Source organism: Flagellimonas zhangzhouensis, from assembly GCF_900102925.1.
Taxonomy (GTDB): domain Bacteria; phylum Bacteroidota; class Bacteroidia; order Flavobacteriales; family Flavobacteriaceae; genus Flagellimonas; species Flagellimonas zhangzhouensis.
Genome location: NZ_FNKI01000002.1, coordinates 1 through 18,116, shown reverse-complemented (window position 1 = coordinate 18,116; position 18,116 = coordinate 1). Strand labels below are relative to the sequence as shown.

Here is an 18,116-nt window from a genome sequence, read left to right as displayed (position 1 = left end):
TTGTCGGGGCTTTTTTTATCTTCGAACTATGAAAATGGAAGCTTTGCACGCTCTTTTTTTAGAGCATCCCACAATTTGTACGGATACAAGAAAAGTAACCGATAACTGTTTGTTTTTTGCCTTGAAAGGTCCAAACTTTAATGGCAATGCTTTTGCCCAAGAAGCATTGGACAAAGGTGCTACGTATGCCATTATTGACGAGACGGATTACAACACCTCGGATAAGTTTATCCTTTGTGAAGATGTTTTGGAGACCCTGCAACAACTGGCCACCTACCACCGAAAGCAATGCAAGGCAAAAATCATTTCGCTAACGGGTAGCAATGGCAAAACCACGACCAAGGAGCTTATCAATGCCGTTATTTCCAAAAAATACAAGACCATTGCCACAAAGGGCAATTTGAACAACCATATCGGGGTTCCGTTAACCTTGTTGTCAATACAAGAAGATACGGAAATGGCCATTGTGGAAATGGGCGCCAACCACATTGGGGAAATTGAAATGCTTTGTAACATCGCCCAGCCCGATTTTGGATACATTACCAATTTTGGAAAAGCACACTTGGAGGGGTTCGGGAGCGTTGAGGGTGTGATTCAAGGGAAAAGTGAGCTTTATAATTTTATAAGATCGAATGGTGGGCATATCTTCTTTAATGCCGATGACCCCATTCAAAAGGAAAAATTGAACAGCTGTACCAAGAAAATTGGTTTTAGTACAACGGACCACCAATTTTATAACATTGAGTTTTTAAAGGCCAATCCTTTTGTAACCTTAAAGGTTGAGGAAACCACCATTACAACCCAACTCATCGGAAAATATAATTTTCCGAATTGTTGTGCGGCTATCATCATGGGTAAATATTTTAATGTGCCTTTGGAGGAGATCAAATCGGCCATCGAGTCCTACCAACCCCAAAACAACCGTTCACAGATCTTGGAAAAAAATGGGTTCAAGATTATTTTGGATGCCTACAATGCCAACCCGACCAGCATGAAGGCCGCTTTGGAGAATTTCAGTTTGATGGATGCCGAACACAAGACCCTGATTATTGGAGATATGTTCGAGTTGGGAACAACCGCTACCGAAGAACACCAAGCCATTGCCGATTTGGCGAAAGAACTGAATTTTCAAGATGTTTATTTGGTGGGTAAGAACTTTTTCGGCACACAAACAGACCTATTGCAATTTGAAACCTTTGATGCCCTAAAAGCACATTTGGAAGACCAACCACTAAAAAAAGGAACCCTATTGATCAAAGGTTCTCGAGGAATGGCGTTGGAACGGGTTTTGGATTTGGTTTAAACCCGTTGTTTATTTGAACTCTTATCGGTCTACGCCATTAGTATTTAGATAGCAATTAATTAAGGTCAATGTTTGCAGTAGTTTTTTCTATTTTAATTTTCCCATCCTCAATTCCTAATATTTTGAATTTAGTTTTCAATCTTGGGTTAGGAATTTCCAGTTCAGGATGTGATTCTCTAAAAGTGTCCAAGATCTCTTTCTGGAAATCCTTAGGGTAAAAAACTTCTACAATTCCAGATTTCTCGTCATATGTCCAAGTTCCTTCGACCCTTTGGTAAACAATGGGGCAAAGGGCATCTTGAATTACTGCCAAAAATTCACATTTATTATAGGCTTTGAAAACAATATCTGATTGTCTTACTGATTTTCCTGTTTCGGAAATGTCACAAGTGACATATATCCATTGCTTAATTCCATTTTCTTTTGTAATTGGTTCCTTTTTCCAACAGCCATACAAATCAAATTCAGAAACTGTAAGGTTCTGTCCAAAAGATGAGTTTATAACCATCAATAAAGGAGTGAGTAAAAAGAAAAAGCTTCTCATAATGAATGATTGTTCAAAAATTGCTCCAAATTACAACCAACTTGCTTTTAGAAAAGTAAAATACATCACTATACACCCAAATTGGCATATAACCGATGTATTCGACATCATTTATTTAGTCGAAACCAAAAGCTCTCGCACATCCACATCAAGAAATTTAGCTATTTGATGGAATACCTCAATGGAAGGTTGCACATCATTGGTACACCATCTAGAAACCGTTGACTCAGTTTTATCAAGATGTTTAGCCAATTCTTTTGAGGAGACATTATTTTCCGCTAAAACCGCTTTTATTCTATTGTAATTTATTTTATCCATAGTGCAATTAAATTGCCGTCCTACGCTAATATAATTAGACTAAAAATCATCAGATAACAATCAAATTGCGGTTTCATGCAAATTTCTTTTCGCTTGACACTAATTATATTACATTAAACAATAATTTATTGTAATTTCATGAAAATTTATTTCCATCTAAATACAATTAACCTACAAAATGACAAAGCAATACACCAAATCCGACCTAGAACAGATCATCGCGCTACAACAAGAGAGTTTACAGGCCATGCAAAAGGCATTGGGCAGTTTACGGCACCAAAACGAGCGTTTGGAGCGCAACAACCAAAAACTACAACGAAAAATTTCGGGATATAAGTAGAGAAAGTGGGATATACTGGATTCGAACCAGTGACCTCTGCCCTGTCAAGGCAGCGCTCTAAACCAACTGAGCTAATATCCCATTAAAAAGCGGTGCAATATCGTAATTAATTACCAATCGCCATACTCCGCAGAGTTTTTTGAGGTTTCGTGCAAGGTAATGTGCAATTGCTGTCCAGATTGTAGCTTGGGTTTTAAAATATCGTAGATCACTTTTACAAAATACTCTGTGGTGGGCAACAGGTCTTTAAACTCAGGGCAATCCAAGTTGAGGTTCTTATGATCAAAACGCTCTTCCACCTCATCACGGATCAACACACCCAAATCGGCCAAATCCATCACAAAGCCCGTATCAGGATCCACTTCACCTCGAATTCTAACCTCAAGGTCAAAATTATGCCCATGAAAGCTTGGGCTGTTACATTTTCCAAAAACAGCAATGTTCTTTTCATCGCTCCAATTTGGGTTATGGAGGCGATGGGCGGCATTAAAATGTCCTTTTCTACAAATGGTCGCAATCATGCTGCAAATGTACTTCCTTTTTGATCAAACCATATTTTCCAAATCAAAAAAAACGGCAACACAAAGCTCAGTTCCTTTCGGGACTAAAATTGACATTTCCATCGGTTCTTTTTAAATTTATAGTGAATAGATTAATCCTATAAAAAATCGCTAAAATGAAAATTACCTTTTTAGGTCATGCTACATTGCTGTTGGAAATGAACGGCAAAACCATATTGTTCGACCCTTTTATTTCTGGGAATGAATTGGCTTCGAACATCGACATCAATTCCCTTAAAGTGGACTACATTTTTGTGACCCACGGCCACCAAGACCATGTGTTGGATGTGGAGGCCATTGCCAAAAACAATCCCGAAGCCCTATTGGTTTCCAATTTTGAAGTTGTTTCTTGGTTTGGTGAAAAAGGAGTCCAAGGACACCCCATGAACCACGGCGGAAAACTCACCTTTGATTTCGGAACTGCGAAATATGTAAACGCCGTTCACTCCAGTGCATTGCCCGATGGCAGCAACGGGGGAAACCCAGGAGGCTTTGTGATCTATGATGATTCAAAATGCATTTATATTGCTGGTGACACCGCTTTGACCAAGGACATGGAACTCATCCCCATGAGCTGCCCGAAATTGGATATTGCCGTGCTTCCAATTGGAGACAATTTCACCATGGGCTATGAAGATGCAACCATTGCAAGTGATTTTATTGCTTGCGATAAGATCATCGGATGCCACTACGATACATTTCCACCAATTATATTGAACAAAGAAAAAGCTGTTGGGTATTTTGAGCAGAAAGGAAAGCAATTGTTGTTGCCCGATATTGGGGAATCAATAACCGTATAAAAACAAAAAAGCCTTCGAGAAATCGAAGGCTTTTTTTTGTTGTGGGCGCTGAGGGATTCGAACCCCCGACCCCCTCGGTGTAAACGAGGTGCTCTGAACCAACTGAGCTAAGCGCCCATTATTTTCCGTAATGGGAGTGCAAATATAACACTGTTTTTGATTTAAAAAACAAAAAAATGAAAAAAATTACACTACTTCTGCCACAACAAAAGTACTCCCTCCCACATAAACCATATCGGTGCTTTGCGCATTTTCCAAAGCCGCTGCAAAACCCTTTTGAACGGACCCATATTTTTCTCCCACAAGCCCCTGTTCTTTAGCTAGTTCACAAAGTGTATTCACATCCATACCTCGTGGAATGGCAGGTCTCACAAAATAATAGCTAGCTTCTTTCGGAAATAATCCTAAAACAGACTTTACATCTTTATCATTTACAAATCCTAGCACGATATGCAACCGATCATAGGATTGTTTTGCCACCTGTTGCAAAACCAATTGCAAGCCCTCTTTATTATGGGCCGTATCGCAGACCACCAAAGGTGATTTTTGCAAAATTTGCCAACGACCTAAAAGCCCCGTATTGGCAACCACTTTTTTGAGGCCATCGTTTATAGCCTTTTCGGATATAGCAAAACCCTTGAGTTGTTGAATGGTGGCCACTACCCCATTCATATTTTTTTGCTGGTAATCGCCCAACAAATCGGTTTTAAAACCTTCTGCAAGATGTTCATCGGCAAAAACTATATCCGATTTAAGCTGGTGCGCGATCAGATTGAAAATCATTTTGGTTTCTGGTTGGGTTTCACTGATAACTACAGGAACCTTTGGTTTAATGATTCCTGCTTTTTCCAAAGCAATTTTCTCCAAAGTATCACCCAAAAACTGTGTATGATCTAATCCGATATTGGTAATCAAGGAAACTTCAGGGGTTATAATGTTTGTGGAATCCAAACGACCTCCAAGCCCAACCTCAATAATAGCAACATCCACTTCTTCTTGCGCAAAATATTGAAATGCCATTCCTACGGTCATTTCAAAAAATGAAAGCTTGTGGTACTCCAAAAATGGCTTGTGCTGTGCAATAAAGTCCACTACGAATTCTTCACCAACAACTTGCCCATTTATTTTAATGCGCTCCCTAAAATCCTTTAAATGGGGAGATGTGTACAATCCGACTTTATGGCCCGTTTCCTGAAGAATGGAAGCCAACATATGGCTACTGGAACCTTTTCCGTTGGTTCCCGCTACGTGGATGCTTTTAAATTTTTTTTCGGGATTTCCTAGAACAGATGCAAAATGGAGAATGTTGTCCAATTTGGCATTCATGGCCACCGCACCTTTTTGTTGGTACATGGGCAACTGAACAAACATCCAGTCCAAAGTCTCTTTATAGGTCACTACTGCCCTAGTTTAAAAACAATCACAATAAATCCAATTTGCTGTGGCTTAGCATCACCATCACTATTCCACTTGTAAGTTAATGCAGTTTTTTCTGCCGCTTCCAACAAGCACGGGGCTGCATTTAGTGTTCCTTGGATTCCTGGTTCCGCTTTAACAACTTTTCCACTCTGGTCAACATAAATCCTAACTACAACCCTACCCTCTTCGTTGCAATCTTGCCTAACAATTTTACTATCAAGTAATTTTCGTCCTTTAAGACCATATCCGACTGTTCCAACATCTCCTCCTCCAGGACCTCCCCCATAGTATGAAGTTGCATAAGGGTCACCGTCAGGTTGACCTTTGTCTCCAGCACGATCATCATCACCCTCACTTCCTGTAGTAGTGCCATCAGATTTACCAATACCTCCTATCAAGGCATCAATATTATTTTTCTTGGCTTCCTCTTCCTGCCTTTTGCGTTCTTCGGCCTCACGTTTCTCTTGCGCGATACGCTCTGCTTCGGCTTTTGCTTTTTCAGCTTCTTCTTCCGCTTTACGTTTGGCTTCTTGCTGTTGCCTTAGTTTGATAGTTTCGGTATCATCACTGGTCAACACCTTTTCAACTGGAGCTTCCTCAACCACAGCTTCTTTGGGTTGCACAGGTTCTTCCACTTGCTCTTGAGGTTCTGCTGGAGTAGGAACTTCCCTAGGCTCTGACCTCACTTTTTCTTTAGGCTGCACTTCACCACTACCAAAATCCATGGTGCCGAAATTCACGGCAATACCATTTTCAATCGGTGGATCTAAATAGGTAAGTCCAATATAAAAAAGCAATAGGAGCAGCGCGCTTAACAAAAGTGTTGTAAGCGTGAAAGATTTTTTCTTGTGTCTCGTATCTAAAAAGGACATTAATTTGGCCGCACCGCCAAGATAACCTTGTATTTGTTTCTATTGGCTATATCCATAACGTTAACTGCCTCTTTGATGGCTACGTTTTCTTCTGCCCTTAGAATGATAGTTGGCTTGTCTTGACCTTCAAGTGCCTTTTTTAATTCAATTTCAATGTATTCCTTGTTAATCTGCTCGTTGTTCACATAATACTTTAAGTTCTTGTCGATAGTAACCGAAACATTCTGTGTATTGGTAGATTTCCCTTTTGCCTTTGGCAAAAGTAAATCGAGTGCATTTGGCGCGTTGGACGTCAGCATGAAAAACACCAACAACAGAAATACAATATCTGTCATTGACGACATGCTAAACTCCGGGCTTACTTTATTTCTTCCCTTAAGTTTCATAGGAAAACTATATAGGTTCGTTCAATAAATCTAAAAACTGTACGGCGTTGGCTTCCATTTGGTGAACCACTTTGTCCGTTCTAACCACCAAGTGGTTGTACCCGATGTAGGCGATAATACCAACCACCAAACCAGCAACTGTTGTGGTCATTGCGGTATAAATACCAGATGCCAAAGATCCCATTTCAGCTTGACCGCCACTGCTTGCCATTTCGTGGAATGCCAAAATCATACCAATCACGGTTCCCAAGAAACCAATCATAGGTGCAGCACCGGCAACTGTGGCCAAAACACTCACGTTTTTCTCCAATTTGTACACCTCTAGGGTACCTGCGTTCTCGATTGCAGTATTAATATCGTCCAAAGGTTTACCAATTCGGGCAACACCTTTTTCAGTTAAACGTGCCACGGGAGAATCCGTTTGGGCACATAAAAGTTTTGCAGCCTCCAGTTTTCCGTTCATGACGTGGTCACGAATCTGGTCCATGAAGTTTTTATCTATTTTGGATGCTGCCTTAATGGCAAAAATGCGTTCAAAATAAATATACATTGCTACAAATAGAAGAACAAAAAGTATCATTATAATAATGATACTTCCTGTTCCGCCATTAACGATAAGATCTATTACGGATAAGGTCTTTTCTTCTGATATAGAGGCAGCTACCTCCGCACCTTCCGTTGCTTCTTGAAACATAATCATATAAAATCCCCAATTTAATTTGCAATTATAACGGAGATTTTTGAACTAAAGTATTTTTTAGAACAAGAATCGCATTACCATGAAACAAATTGACCCGGCCAAGAAGCCCAATAAGGCCAACCAAGATATCTTCTTAACGTACCAGAAAAAGTCAATCTTCTCCATTCCCATGGCAACAACACCTGCTGCAGAACCAATAATAAGCATACTACCACCTGTACCTGCAGAGTAAGCGATAAAGTGCCACAGTTGGTCATCCAATGGCTCGGAGAACATCCCCAAACTGGCAGCAACCAATGGTACGTTGTCAATTACAGCAGAACCTACACCCAATAGCAATACCACAAGGTCAGAAACTGTAGTTCCTTCCATCTCCGTACCCATCAATGGCATACTTTGCTTTAAGCCTTCTGCAAAGTTGAACAACAAGCCTAAGGATTCCAATGCGGCAACCGCCATCAAAATACCCAAGAAGAACAAAATACTTGGCAATTCAATTTTAGTTAAAGCACTATGAACAGGACTATGGTGAGCAGCAGCATCGCTTTCGTGATCTACTGAAGAAATTGATATTTTTTTATTGCTATAGATTTCAGCAAATGTTGCTACTACAGCCAAAGACAACATCATACCCACATATGGAGGTAAGTGCGTAATAGTTTTAAAAATTGGAACAAATACAATCGCACCCAAACCTAGGTACAACATGGTTGGTCCAAATTTAGATTTGAGAGGCTCCTCTTCTTCGGCATCAATTTCACCTTTAAAAGCAGGCAAGAATGAAGCGATAAAAGAAGGCACCAACATACACACCAAAGAAGGAATCAACAAGTGCTCGATCAACATGGCAGTGGAAACTTTATTTCCGATCCAAAGCATGGTCGTGGTAACATCCCCAATTGGAGACCAAGCACCACCAGCGTTCGCTGCGATAATGATCAAACCTGCATACCAGATTCGTGTATCTCTGTCCTTAACAATTTTCTGAAGGATGGAAATCAACACGATGGTTGCGGTTAAGTTATCGATGATTGCGGAAAGAATAAATGCCAAAAAGGAGAATATCCAAAGAATTTTCTTTTTGCTTCTTGTTTTTACAAAGGATTTAATGGTCGCAAAACCATCGAAATAGTCAATGATCTCAACAATGGTCATAGCTCCTAAAAGGAATACCAAAATCTCAGAAGTCTTTCCTAAGTGGTGAAGCAAAGTTTCCTCCAACAACTCCAATTTCTCTTCGTGCTCTAACAATCCGAAGTTTTCCATCAAATGATGGGCACCGGAATCAAACCAAGTGGAGAATCCATCCAAACCGAACGCCATTAGCGCCCAAAGAATGGCCATCATGGCCAAGGCTGGAATAAGTTTATCAATCTTTAAATTATGTTCAAGGGTGATTGCCAAATAGCCTAATACAAATATGACAATTAAAAGGGTTTCCATTATAAGTTGGTTTAATTAAGGTATTATTATTTTGAGTAGTTATCTGTGCGGCTAAAGATATTCAAAATGAGGTTTTCCACATAATCTTATCCTTATAAAATATTGTGACACCCAAAATTTAACTTCTCAATAATTCCAAAAAACTTTTCATCATTCGTATTTAAAATTCACTTTTTATGAAAATATAATATTACAAAACTATATTTGTAGGTAGTTTTTAATTATTTTTCAGTTTTATGGACTTCACACTTTCCGAAGAACAGTTAATGATACAACAGGCGGCAAAAGATTTTGCCCAAAATGAATTGCTTCCAGGCGTAATTGAGCGAGACGAAATCCAAAAATTTCCAAAAGAATTGGTGAATAAAATGGGAGAGCTTGGCTTTTTAGGCATGATGGTGAACGAAAAATATGGAGGAAGTGGTCTGGATACCCTCTCTTATGTTTTGGCCATGGAAGAATTATCCAAAATTGATGCCTCGGCATCCGTTATGGTTTCCGTAAACAATTCATTGGTTTGTTGGGGGCTCGAAACGTATGGTTCAGAAGCCCAAAAGGAAAAATACCTCACTCGCTTAGCGACTGGAGAAATTATTGGCGCTTTCTGTCTTTCGGAACCCGAAGCAGGGAGTGATGCCACTTCACAAAAAACCACTGCACTGGATAAAGGTGACCATTACCTATTAAATGGGACCAAAAACTGGATTACCAATGGGAACCAAGCCGAAGTGTATTTGGTAATTGCACAAACCGATGTAGAAAAAGGACATAGGGGCATCAACGCCCTTATTGTGGAAAAAGGAGCGGAAGGTTTTGAGATAGGTCCCAAAGAAAATAAACTGGGCATTCGAGGAAGCGATACCCACTCCTTAATGTTTAATGATGTAAAAGTTCCGAAAGAGAACCGCATTGGTGAGGATGGCTTTGGATTCAAGTTTGCCATGAAAACTTTGGCAGGAGGTAGAATCGGAATTGCAGCCCAAGCCTTGGGCATTGCTGCAGGAGCATACGAACTTGCCTTGCAATACTCCAAACAACGTAAAGCATTCGGTACAGAAATTTCGAACCATCAGGCCATTGCCTTTAAATTGGCCGATATGCATACCAAAATTCAGGCAGCTCGCCATTTGGTTTATCAAGCTGCTTGCGACAAGGACAATGGCAACGATTACACCCTTTCTGGAGCTATGGCAAAATTATATGCTTCCGAAGTTGCCATGGAAACAGCAGTGGAAGCCGTACAGATTCATGGCGGAAATGGTTTCGTAAAAGAATACCATGTAGAGCGATTAATGCGTGATGCGAAGATTACCCAGATCTATGAAGGAACATCCGAAATTCAGAAAATTGTGATTTCGAGAAGTATTCTTAAAGATTAAAAATTCAGCACCCCCTCAAAAAAGAGGGGGTTCCTTTTTTTAAACACCCTTTTATTTCCCAACCTCCCTTCTCAACTCAAAGCACCTACCCCTCAAACAGGGTGAAAATCGATGAAATAGGCTTTTCACTGTAGGGAAGCCCACAATTTTGGCTGTGGATTTGAGATAATGATAATTTAACATTCCTTTAATTCTATAATTGCGCTTTTTTTAACCTTCCAATCATTACGTTGATTATTTATCTGATAATCAGCAAAAACCTTATTATCTATTCATCTATTTTGATAAATTTGAGGAAATACGTTAATGATGGGATTGGAAAAGCAAGGTTTATATTTACCAGAATTTGAGCATGATAACTGTGGTGCAGGATTTATCTGTAGCCTTAAAGGAATAAAGTCCAACGACATAATACACAAGGCCCTCGAAATACTCGATCGTCTTGAGCATAGAGGTGCTGTTAGTTCAGATGGCAAAACTGGGGACGGAGCTGGAATATTAATTGATATTCCACATGACTTCTTTAAAGATGCTTGTCCATTTGAATTGCCAGAAGCGGGTTCTTATGCCGTAGGAAACGTATTTCTACCCCAAAAGCAAAACCAGCGTGATTTTTGCATTAGCGTACTCGAAGAAAATTTCAAAAAACAAGGCCTACAAATATTAGGTTGGAGAAAAGTACCCGTAAACAGATCTGTACCTGGTCGTATCGCAGCAGAGACAGAACCTTATGTAATGCAGGTTTTTGTTGGAAAAGGCGAATCCTTGGACGATTTTCAATTCAACCTAAAACTTTTCATTGCACGTAAAATTACGGAGCATACCATCATAGAAAGCAAACTTTCTGAAAGCAAATTTTTCTACCTGCCCAGTCTATCCACCAAAATCATCATTTTTAAAGGGCTTTTGGTACCTAAAGACATAAGCAGATTTTACGAAGATCTTTTAGACCCAAGAGTGGTAACGCGTTTAGCCTTGGTACACCAAAGATTCTCCACCAATACATTCCCAAATTGGGATTTGGCACAACCCTTTCGATATATGTGCCACAATGGTGAGATCAACACCCTAAGAGGTAACGTTTCCCGCATGCGCTCTCGCGAGGAATTGATGGAAAGCGACTGGTTCGGGGAAGATATCAAAAACATTTTACCGATAGTACTACCAGCAAAATCGGATTCAGCCAGTATGGATATGGTAGTGGAACTGTTATTGATGACAGGTCGTTCCCTACCAGAGGTGATGATGATGTTGGTACCGGAAGCATGGGAGAAAAACCCTGAAATGTCCGAATCTAAAAGAGCGTTTTACGAGTATAACTCTTGTTTAATGGAGCCTTGGGACGGTCCAGCCTCCATTCCATTTACCGATGGAAATTATATTGGTGCTGTTTTGGACCGAAACGGACTTCGTCCATCAAGATATTCTGTGACCAAACAAGGGTATGTGATTATGTCCTCCGAAACTGGGGTTGTTGAACTTGACCCAGAGGATATTGAATTCCACGGAAGATTGGAACCAGGAAAAATGTTCTTGGTAAACATGGAAGAAGGCCGCATCGTAAATGATGAAGAAATCAAAGAATCCATTGCCTCCAAGCACCCTTATAAAAAATGGTTGAAGGATAATTTGGTTCACCTTCGCGATATACCATATAATGATTGTCCAGTTTTCTTCGGTGAATTTCCATTGAAAACCAGAAGAACTGCATACGGATATACCCAAGAGGACATCAACACCATTATTATGCCGATGGCTGAAAATGGGAAAGAACCAATCGGCTCCATGGGTTCCGATACACCAATTGCGGTATTATCTGAGCGTCCGCAATTGATCTACAATTACTTTAAACAACTTTTTGCCCAGGTAACCAACCCACCTTTGGATGGTATTCGAGAAGAATTGATTACCGACATCAGTCTTACCTTGGGTAGTGATCATAATATTTTCGACTTTTCTGAACTGCACTGTCGAAAATTGAAAATCCAAAACCCAGTGATCTCCAAAGAGGATTTGGATAAAATAAAAAATTATGATGCCAGTCCAGATTACAAAGTGGTTTCCATTTCCATGCTATATGAAATTGCAAGGGGACTTAATGGTTTGGAAGAAGCATTGGACTCCATATTAAAACAAGCATCGGATGCCATTGACCAGGGCGCAAACATCATTATTCTATCCGATAGAATGGTTAGCACTGAAATGGCTCACATTCCAGCACTTTTGGCTTGTTCTTATGTAAACAGTGGACTTAGAAAACTGGGCAAACGTTCCAAATTGAGCATCATCATTGAATCTGCAGAACCAAGAGAGGTACATCATTTTGCTCTATTGTTCGGATTTGGTGCCAGTGCCATCAACCCATACTTGGTAAACGAGATCATTGGAGAACAAATCAAAGAAAACAACATCACCGATTATACTTTCGAGGAAGCCATTTACAATTATAATAAAGCGGTTGGAAAAGGAATTCTTAAGGTGATGAACAAAATTGGGATATCAACCTTGAACTCTTATCGTGGATCCCAACTTTTTGAGTGTATAGGAATCAACACCAAAGTGGTGGACAAATATTTCCCAAATACACCCACACGTATTCAAGGAATTGGCCTTTACGAAATAGAAAAAGAAGTGGCCAAACGCCATACCAAGGCCTTTAGCAAAAAGGAAATAGCAGCTGACCTCGATATTGAAGTTGGCGGAGAGTACCGATGGAGAAGAAACGGTGAAAAGCACATGTTCAATCCATTAAGTGTAGCCATGCTTCAAAAGTCGGTACGCAATAACGAGCCGGAAACCTATAAGGAGTATTCCAAAATGGTGAACGAGCAATCCAAAAACTTAATGACCATACGTGGACTGTTCGAATTTTCGAACTATGACCCCATTCCCATTGAAGAAGTAGAACCTTGGACCGAAATCGTAAAAAGGTTTAAAACTGGGGCCATGTCCTACGGAAGCATCAGTAAGGAAGCACATGAAAATCTTGCGATTGCCATGAACCGAATTGGAGGAAAGAGCAATTCAGGTGAAGGTGGTGAGGATTCGGCTCGTTTTTATAGAAGTCAAACAGGCGATTGGAAAAACAGTGCCATCAAACAGGTGGCATCGGGTAGATTTGGGGTAACCTCCAACTATTTGTCCAATGCCCAAGAAATTCAAATAAAAATGGCCCAAGGGGCAAAACCTGGAGAAGGTGGACAATTACCTGGCCCAAAAGTAAACCCAGCCATTGCCAAAACACGTAATTCAACCCCTTATGTGGGATTGATTTCACCACCACCACACCACGATATATATTCCATTGAAGATTTATCGCAGTTGATCTATGATTTAAAATCAGCCAACCGTGAAGCTCGTGTGAATGTAAAATTGGTTTCCGAAGTTGGTGTTGGAACCGTTGCTGCAGGGGTGGCAAAAGCCAAAGCTGATGTTGTTTTGATTTCTGGTTTTGATGGCGGTACTGGAGCGTCTCCATTGACTTCATTGAAACACGCAGGACTTCCTTGGGAACTTGGAATTGCTGAAGCGCAACAAACGTTAGTGCTGAATGATTTAAGAAATAGAATTGTCCTCGAATGTGATGGACAATTAAAAACAGGACGTGATGTTGCCATCGCCTGTCTTTTGGGAGCCGAAGAATTTGGTTTTGCAACCGCACCTTTGGTAGCTTCAGGCTGTATTATGATGCGTGTTTGCCACTTGAATACCTGTCCGGTAGGTATAGCAACACAAAATCCAGATCTACGTAAAAAGTTCAAAGGAAAACCAGAGCACGTGGTAAACTACATGTACTTTGTGGCCCAAGAGCTTCGTGAGATTATGGCAAAATTGGGTTTCCGTACCGTAAATGAAATGGTCGGACAAGTTCAAAAATTGGATAGAAAGAAGGCCATTAGTCATTATAAAGCAGCTGGAATTGACCTTACACCTATCCTATATCAAATTGATGTACCAGAAGGAACAAAATTCTATAACACAGAAAAACAAACTCACGATATATTCAAATCAATAGAATTTGAAATTATTGGCAAGGCTCACCCTGCACTGTTCAGAAAAGAAAAAACCTCTTTGGATTTTCCTATTCACAATACCGATAGAGCAGTTGGAGCCATCATCAGTAATGAGATTTCCAAAATTTATGGAGCAGATGGACTTCCCGAAAACACCCTTAAATTAAACTTTACTGGATCGGCTGGACAGAGCTTCGGGGCATTTGCAACCAAAGGTTTGACCATGGTAGTGAATGGAAATACCAACGATTATTTAGGCAAAGGACTTTCAGGCGCCAAATTAGTGATTAAGGTACCATTCAAATCCACCATAAAACCAGAAGAAAACGTAATTACAGGTAACGTTACCCTGTATGGAGCAACTTCTGGAGAGGCTTATATCAACGGAAAGGCTGGTGAGCGTTTCTGTGTTAGAAACTCTGGAGCAAAGGCTGTTGTAGAGGGCATCGGAGACCATGGTTGTGAATACATGACAGGAGGTACCGCAGTAATCCTCGGTGATGTTGGTAGAAATTTTGGAGCCGGTATGAGCGGTGGCATCGCTTATGTGTATGATAAAGATGGAACATTTGCGAAGAAATGTACCGGAGAAGCCTTGAATCTATTGCCTGTTGAAGAAGACAACGACATCAAGGAATTGAAAGGACTTATAGAAAACCACTACAATGCCACATTGAGTCCATTGGCACAAAAAATATTGGAAGATTGGGAAGAGTGCCTTCCAAAGTTTATTAAAGTATTCCCAGAAGAATACCGTCAGGCACTTATTCGATTGGAACAAGAAAAAATGGAAACCCTATAATTTTTGAAACATGGGAAAGACAACAGGATTTATGGAATTTGACAGGAAGGACGAAGGATACGCCCCTGTTAAAGAACGCATCAAAAATTATAAGGAATTTACGCAACCGCTTAAAGAGGCTGAGTTGAAAAACCAAGGGGCACGTTGCATGGATTGCGGCATACCTTTTTGCCATAGTGGTTGTCCACTTGGCAACTTAATCCCCGATTTTAACGATGCCGTCTATCGTGGCAAATGGGAAAAGGCAACCAAAATATTGCACTCCACCAACAACTTTCCAGAATTTACGGGAAGATTGTGTCCTGCTCCCTGTGAAGAAGCATGTGTTTTGGGTATCAACGAGGACCCAGTTTCCATAGAAAATATTGAAAAGAACATTGTTGAAACTGCCTTTAAAAATGGATGGATCCAACCTGAAATCCCATCCAAAAGAACTGGGAAATCAGTGGCCGTTATCGGTTCTGGACCTTCTGGTTTGGCAGCAGCCCAACAATTAAACCGTGCTGGACATTTGGTAACAGTGTTCGAACGTGATGAAAAAGCTGGAGGTTTACTTCGCTACGGAATTCCTGATTTTAAGATGGAAAAAAATGTCATTGACCGCCGTTTGGAGGTGATGGAAAAAGAAGGGATCATATTTAAAACTGGAGTTCATGTTGGGGTTGATGTGACCGCTACAGACCTTAAAAAAGAATTTGATTCCATTGTACTTTGTGGAGGTGCCACAGTAAGACGTCACCTTCCAATTCCAGGCTCCGATGCCAAGGGAGTTGTTCAGGCAATGGATTTTCTGCCACAGAATAACCGCAAAGTGGATGGCATCCCTTATAAAGGAGAAGAACTATCCGCTAAAGGCAAAAAAGTAATCGTAATTGGTGGAGGTGACACAGGTTCGGATTGTATTGGAACCTCTATCAGGCATGGTGCCGTATCGGTAACCAATTTTGAGATTATGCCGAAAAGCACCACTAGCCGCCCTGATGGACAGCCTTGGCCATTTTGGCCCATGCGATTGCGTACTAGCACTTCACATAAGGAAGGTGCGGAAAGAGTATTTAGTATATCGACCAAAAATTTCAATGTCGATAGCGAAGGAAATTTGAAGAGTTTAGTTACAGTAGAAGTGGAATGGGTAAAGTCCCCAGGGCAAAGACCAATAATTAAAGAGGTTGAAGGCACTGAAAAAGAATGGGAATGTGATCTAGCATTACTGGCCCTGGGCTTTACTGGTTCTGAAACTACCATTGCGGACCAACTTGGACTGGAAATGGACCCTAGAACCAACATCAAGGCTTCTGCAAGTGACTATAAAACAAATATACCCGGTGTATTTGCCGCTGGTGATCAACGAAGAGGTCAATCTTTGATTGTCTGGGCCATTTCCGAAGGAAGACAAGCTGCCCATCATGTGGATAAATTTTTAATGGGAAAATCAGAGCTGCCATTAAAAGGTGATGGTGACTTACCAAGAGTTTAGCACACATAAATATCAACTATACACACGTTACTCCTCAATACTTTTGTATTGGGGAGTTTTTTTTGAATTCCATTAAAAACTAAACGACAGATCTACCTTTTCCTTAATCCAATTATAAATCGTTATATTTCAACTACATAAACACATTAACCATCTATACATTAATCCAGTAATTGGATAATAATTTCGATATATTGAAATTGATGACCGTCCCTTAGACTTACCTCCACTTTCCTCTGTGCTGTGTTTTACCAACCAAAAACATTAGTATCATGAAAAATTATTTCTTGTTCCTTGTATTGATTCTTTTAACTGTTTCATGTAAATCAAAAGAAAAACAAAACGAAGCAATAGAACCAACTCTAGAGGAAGCTGTAGACCCTTTAAAAGATGGTCAGGTTGAAATCATTACAAAAAGTATGGAATTCTTTTCCGCAGACACCTTGTACTCGGGATGGAACACGTTGTTTTATGAAAATCAATCCCAAGAAGTCCATTTTGTACTTATGGACCTATATCCTGAAGGTAAAGACATAAACAATACCAAAAATGAACTGCTACCACCTTTTGACGAAGGTATGAAGCAGATAATGCACGGTGATATGGACAAAGCCATGGAAGTCTTTGGTGAAATTCCAGAATGGTATTTTCAAGTAAAATTCATGGGTGGTACAGGGTTAATTTCGCCAAAACATACTGCTAAGAGTACGGTATATTTAGAACCAGGTTTATATACAATGGAATGTTATGTAAAAATGTTCAATGGGGAATGGCATACCTCACATGGAATGATCAAGCAAATTATAGTGCAGGAAGAAACTACTGATTTAGATCAGCCAACTGCGAGCATATCCGTTGACATTTCGAGTACAGAAGGTATTGTTGTACATGACAGCATCACATCAGGAAATCAAATATTTCAAACCAATTTCATTGACCAAAAAATATACGAACATTTTGTGGGACATGACGTCAATTTGGTTCGCTATGAAACAGGAGCTAATTTGGACTCTTTGATACAATGGATGAATTGGATGGATCCAAAAGGGTTGATTACCCCCTCACCGGAAGGATTTACTTTCTTGGGTGGAATGAACAATTTATCTGAAGGTGAAAAAGGTTTTTTTGAAGCAGACCTCACTCCTGGCAACTACGTTCTTATTTCAGAAGTTCCTGCTGCAGATGAAAAGAAATTACTTTATTCTTTTACCATAAACTAGCAAACATCAAAAAACAAAAAAGCCCGATACTAAAGTATCGGGCTTTGAGGAAGGCGGCGACCTACTCTCCCACCTGGTGTGGCAGTACCATCGGCGCAAACGGGCTTAACTTCCCTGTTCGGAATGGAAAGGGGTGGGCCCCGTCGCCATGGCCACCTAGATCTTCAATATTTTAAAGTATGACATATTTTGGGACGGATGCGTGCATCCGTAAAGAAGAGTCAACGAAGTATGTTTTTTTATAAAGAACCTGCGAGAGGGCTGCGCAAGCTTACGGGCAATTAGTACCGCTCGGCTACATGCATCGCTGCACTTCCACCTACGGCCTATCGACGTGGTCATCTCCCACGGCCCTTTAAAGAGATCTCATCTTGTGGCGGGTTTCGCGCTTATATGCCTTCAGCGCTTATCCCATCCCGACTTAGCTACCCGGCGATGCCCCTGGCGGGACAACCGGCGCACCAGTGGTCGGTCCAACCCGGTCCTCTCGTACTAGGGTCAGGTCCACTCAAATCTCTAACGCCCGCAGTAGATAGAGAC

The 18,116-nt window shown here is 40.5% G+C and carries 15 protein-coding genes, 2 tRNA genes and 2 rRNA genes; 7 read left to right on the top strand and 12 right to left on the bottom strand.

Annotation, left to right across the window (positions count from 1 at the left end; genetic code table 11):
• Positions 1-28 precede the first annotated feature (28 nt).
• On the top strand, positions 29-1,303 hold the full coding sequence (locus BLQ18_RS06795; protein ID WP_090293702.1) for a UDP-N-acetylmuramoyl-tripeptide--D-alanyl-D-alanine ligase: 1,275 nt from the start codon (positions 29-31) through the stop codon (positions 1,301-1,303).
• Positions 1,304-1,358: 55 nt separating this feature from the next.
• Here BLQ18_RS06795 and BLQ18_RS06790 read toward each other — a convergent pair whose 3' ends face one another.
• Entirely contained in the window at positions 1,359-1,847 is a 489-nt protein-coding gene (locus BLQ18_RS06790; protein ID WP_090293701.1) for a hypothetical protein, read from the bottom strand.
• Between the two features lie 111 nt (positions 1,848-1,958).
• Complete coding sequence (locus BLQ18_RS06785) at positions 1,959-2,165, bottom strand: helix-turn-helix transcriptional regulator (protein WP_090293700.1); 207 nt, start codon at positions 2,163-2,165, stop codon at positions 1,959-1,961.
• Between the two features lie 178 nt (positions 2,166-2,343).
• Between BLQ18_RS06785 and BLQ18_RS16980 the strand changes: the two genes are divergently transcribed.
• Entirely contained in the window at positions 2,344-2,505 is a 162-nt protein-coding gene (locus BLQ18_RS16980) for a hypothetical protein (protein WP_175443728.1), read from the top strand.
• A 6-nt stretch (positions 2,506-2,511) separates the two neighbouring features.
• Here BLQ18_RS16980 and BLQ18_RS06780 read toward each other — a convergent pair.
• Positions 2,512-2,586: transfer RNA gene (locus BLQ18_RS06780), tRNA-Val, on the bottom strand.
• 29 nt (positions 2,587-2,615) lie between these two features.
• Positions 2,616-3,026: a 6-carboxytetrahydropterin synthase gene (locus BLQ18_RS06775; RefSeq protein ID WP_090293699.1), complete on the bottom strand. Its 411-nt coding sequence runs from the start codon at positions 3,024-3,026 to the stop codon at positions 2,616-2,618.
• A 155-nt stretch (positions 3,027-3,181) separates the two neighbouring features.
• Here BLQ18_RS06775 and BLQ18_RS06770 point away from each other — a divergent pair, with 155 nt between their 5' ends.
• A complete protein-coding gene (locus BLQ18_RS06770; RefSeq protein ID WP_090293698.1) occupies positions 3,182-3,865 on the top strand; it encodes a metal-dependent hydrolase in 684 nt (227 codons plus the stop codon).
• A 42-nt stretch (positions 3,866-3,907) separates the two neighbouring features.
• Here BLQ18_RS06770 and BLQ18_RS06765 read toward each other — a convergent pair.
• From BLQ18_RS06765 to nhaD, 6 genes are all read right to left on the bottom strand, one after another.
• Positions 3,908-3,982: transfer RNA gene (locus BLQ18_RS06765), tRNA-Val, on the bottom strand.
• Positions 3,983-4,051: 69 nt separating this feature from the next.
• Positions 4,052-5,263 carry a bifunctional folylpolyglutamate synthase/dihydrofolate synthase gene (locus BLQ18_RS06760; protein WP_090293697.1) on the bottom strand — a complete coding sequence of 404 codons (1,212 nt, stop codon included), beginning with the start codon at positions 5,261-5,263 and terminating at the stop codon, positions 4,052-4,054.
• The gene (locus tag BLQ18_RS06755; RefSeq protein WP_090293696.1) at positions 5,263-6,156 is read right to left on the bottom strand and encodes an energy transducer TonB; all 894 of its coding nucleotides are present in this window, start codon (positions 6,154-6,156) and stop codon (positions 5,263-5,265) included. The genes BLQ18_RS06760 and BLQ18_RS06755 overlap by 1 nt, the downstream gene beginning before the upstream one ends.
• Positions 6,156-6,542 (bottom strand): ExbD/TolR family protein, encoded by a 387-nt coding sequence (locus BLQ18_RS06750; protein ID WP_090293695.1) that lies wholly within the window; start codon positions 6,540-6,542, stop codon positions 6,156-6,158. Before BLQ18_RS06750 ends, BLQ18_RS06755 begins: the two co-directional genes overlap by 1 nt.
• Before the next feature lie 7 nt (positions 6,543-6,549).
• A complete protein-coding gene (locus tag BLQ18_RS06745) occupies positions 6,550-7,242 on the bottom strand; it encodes a MotA/TolQ/ExbB proton channel family protein (RefSeq protein WP_090293694.1) in 693 nt (230 codons plus the stop codon).
• 57 nt (positions 7,243-7,299) lie between these two features.
• Positions 7,300-8,685 (bottom strand): sodium:proton antiporter NhaD, encoded by a 1,386-nt coding sequence (nhaD, locus tag BLQ18_RS06740; protein WP_090293693.1) that lies wholly within the window; start codon positions 8,683-8,685, stop codon positions 7,300-7,302.
• Between the two features lie 236 nt (positions 8,686-8,921).
• On the opposite strand from nhaD, the gene BLQ18_RS06735 reads away from it, so the two are divergent.
• The 4 genes from BLQ18_RS06735 (at position 8,922) to BLQ18_RS06720 (ending at position 17,576) form a co-directional block, all read left to right on the top strand.
• Positions 8,922-10,064, top strand: coding sequence for an acyl-CoA dehydrogenase (locus BLQ18_RS06735; protein WP_090293692.1), 1,143 nt, complete (start codon positions 8,922-8,924; stop codon positions 10,062-10,064).
• Between the two features lie 309 nt (positions 10,065-10,373).
• Positions 10,374-14,879, top strand: coding sequence for a glutamate synthase large subunit (gene gltB / locus BLQ18_RS06730; protein WP_090297379.1), 4,506 nt, complete (start codon positions 10,374-10,376; stop codon positions 14,877-14,879).
• A 10-nt stretch (positions 14,880-14,889) separates the two neighbouring features.
• Entirely contained in the window at positions 14,890-16,356 is a 1,467-nt protein-coding gene (locus BLQ18_RS06725; RefSeq protein WP_090293691.1) for a glutamate synthase subunit beta, read from the top strand.
• Between the two features lie 272 nt (positions 16,357-16,628).
• Positions 16,629-17,576 (top strand): hypothetical protein, encoded by a 948-nt coding sequence (locus BLQ18_RS06720; RefSeq protein ID WP_090293690.1) that lies wholly within the window; start codon positions 16,629-16,631, stop codon positions 17,574-17,576.
• A 48-nt stretch (positions 17,577-17,624) separates the two neighbouring features.
• Here BLQ18_RS06720 and rrf read toward each other — a convergent pair.
• Positions 17,625-17,736: ribosomal RNA gene (gene rrf / locus BLQ18_RS06715) — 5S ribosomal RNA — on the bottom strand.
• Between the two features lie 101 nt (positions 17,737-17,837).
• Positions 17,838-18,116, bottom strand: a 23S ribosomal RNA gene (locus tag BLQ18_RS06710); the annotation flags it as partial.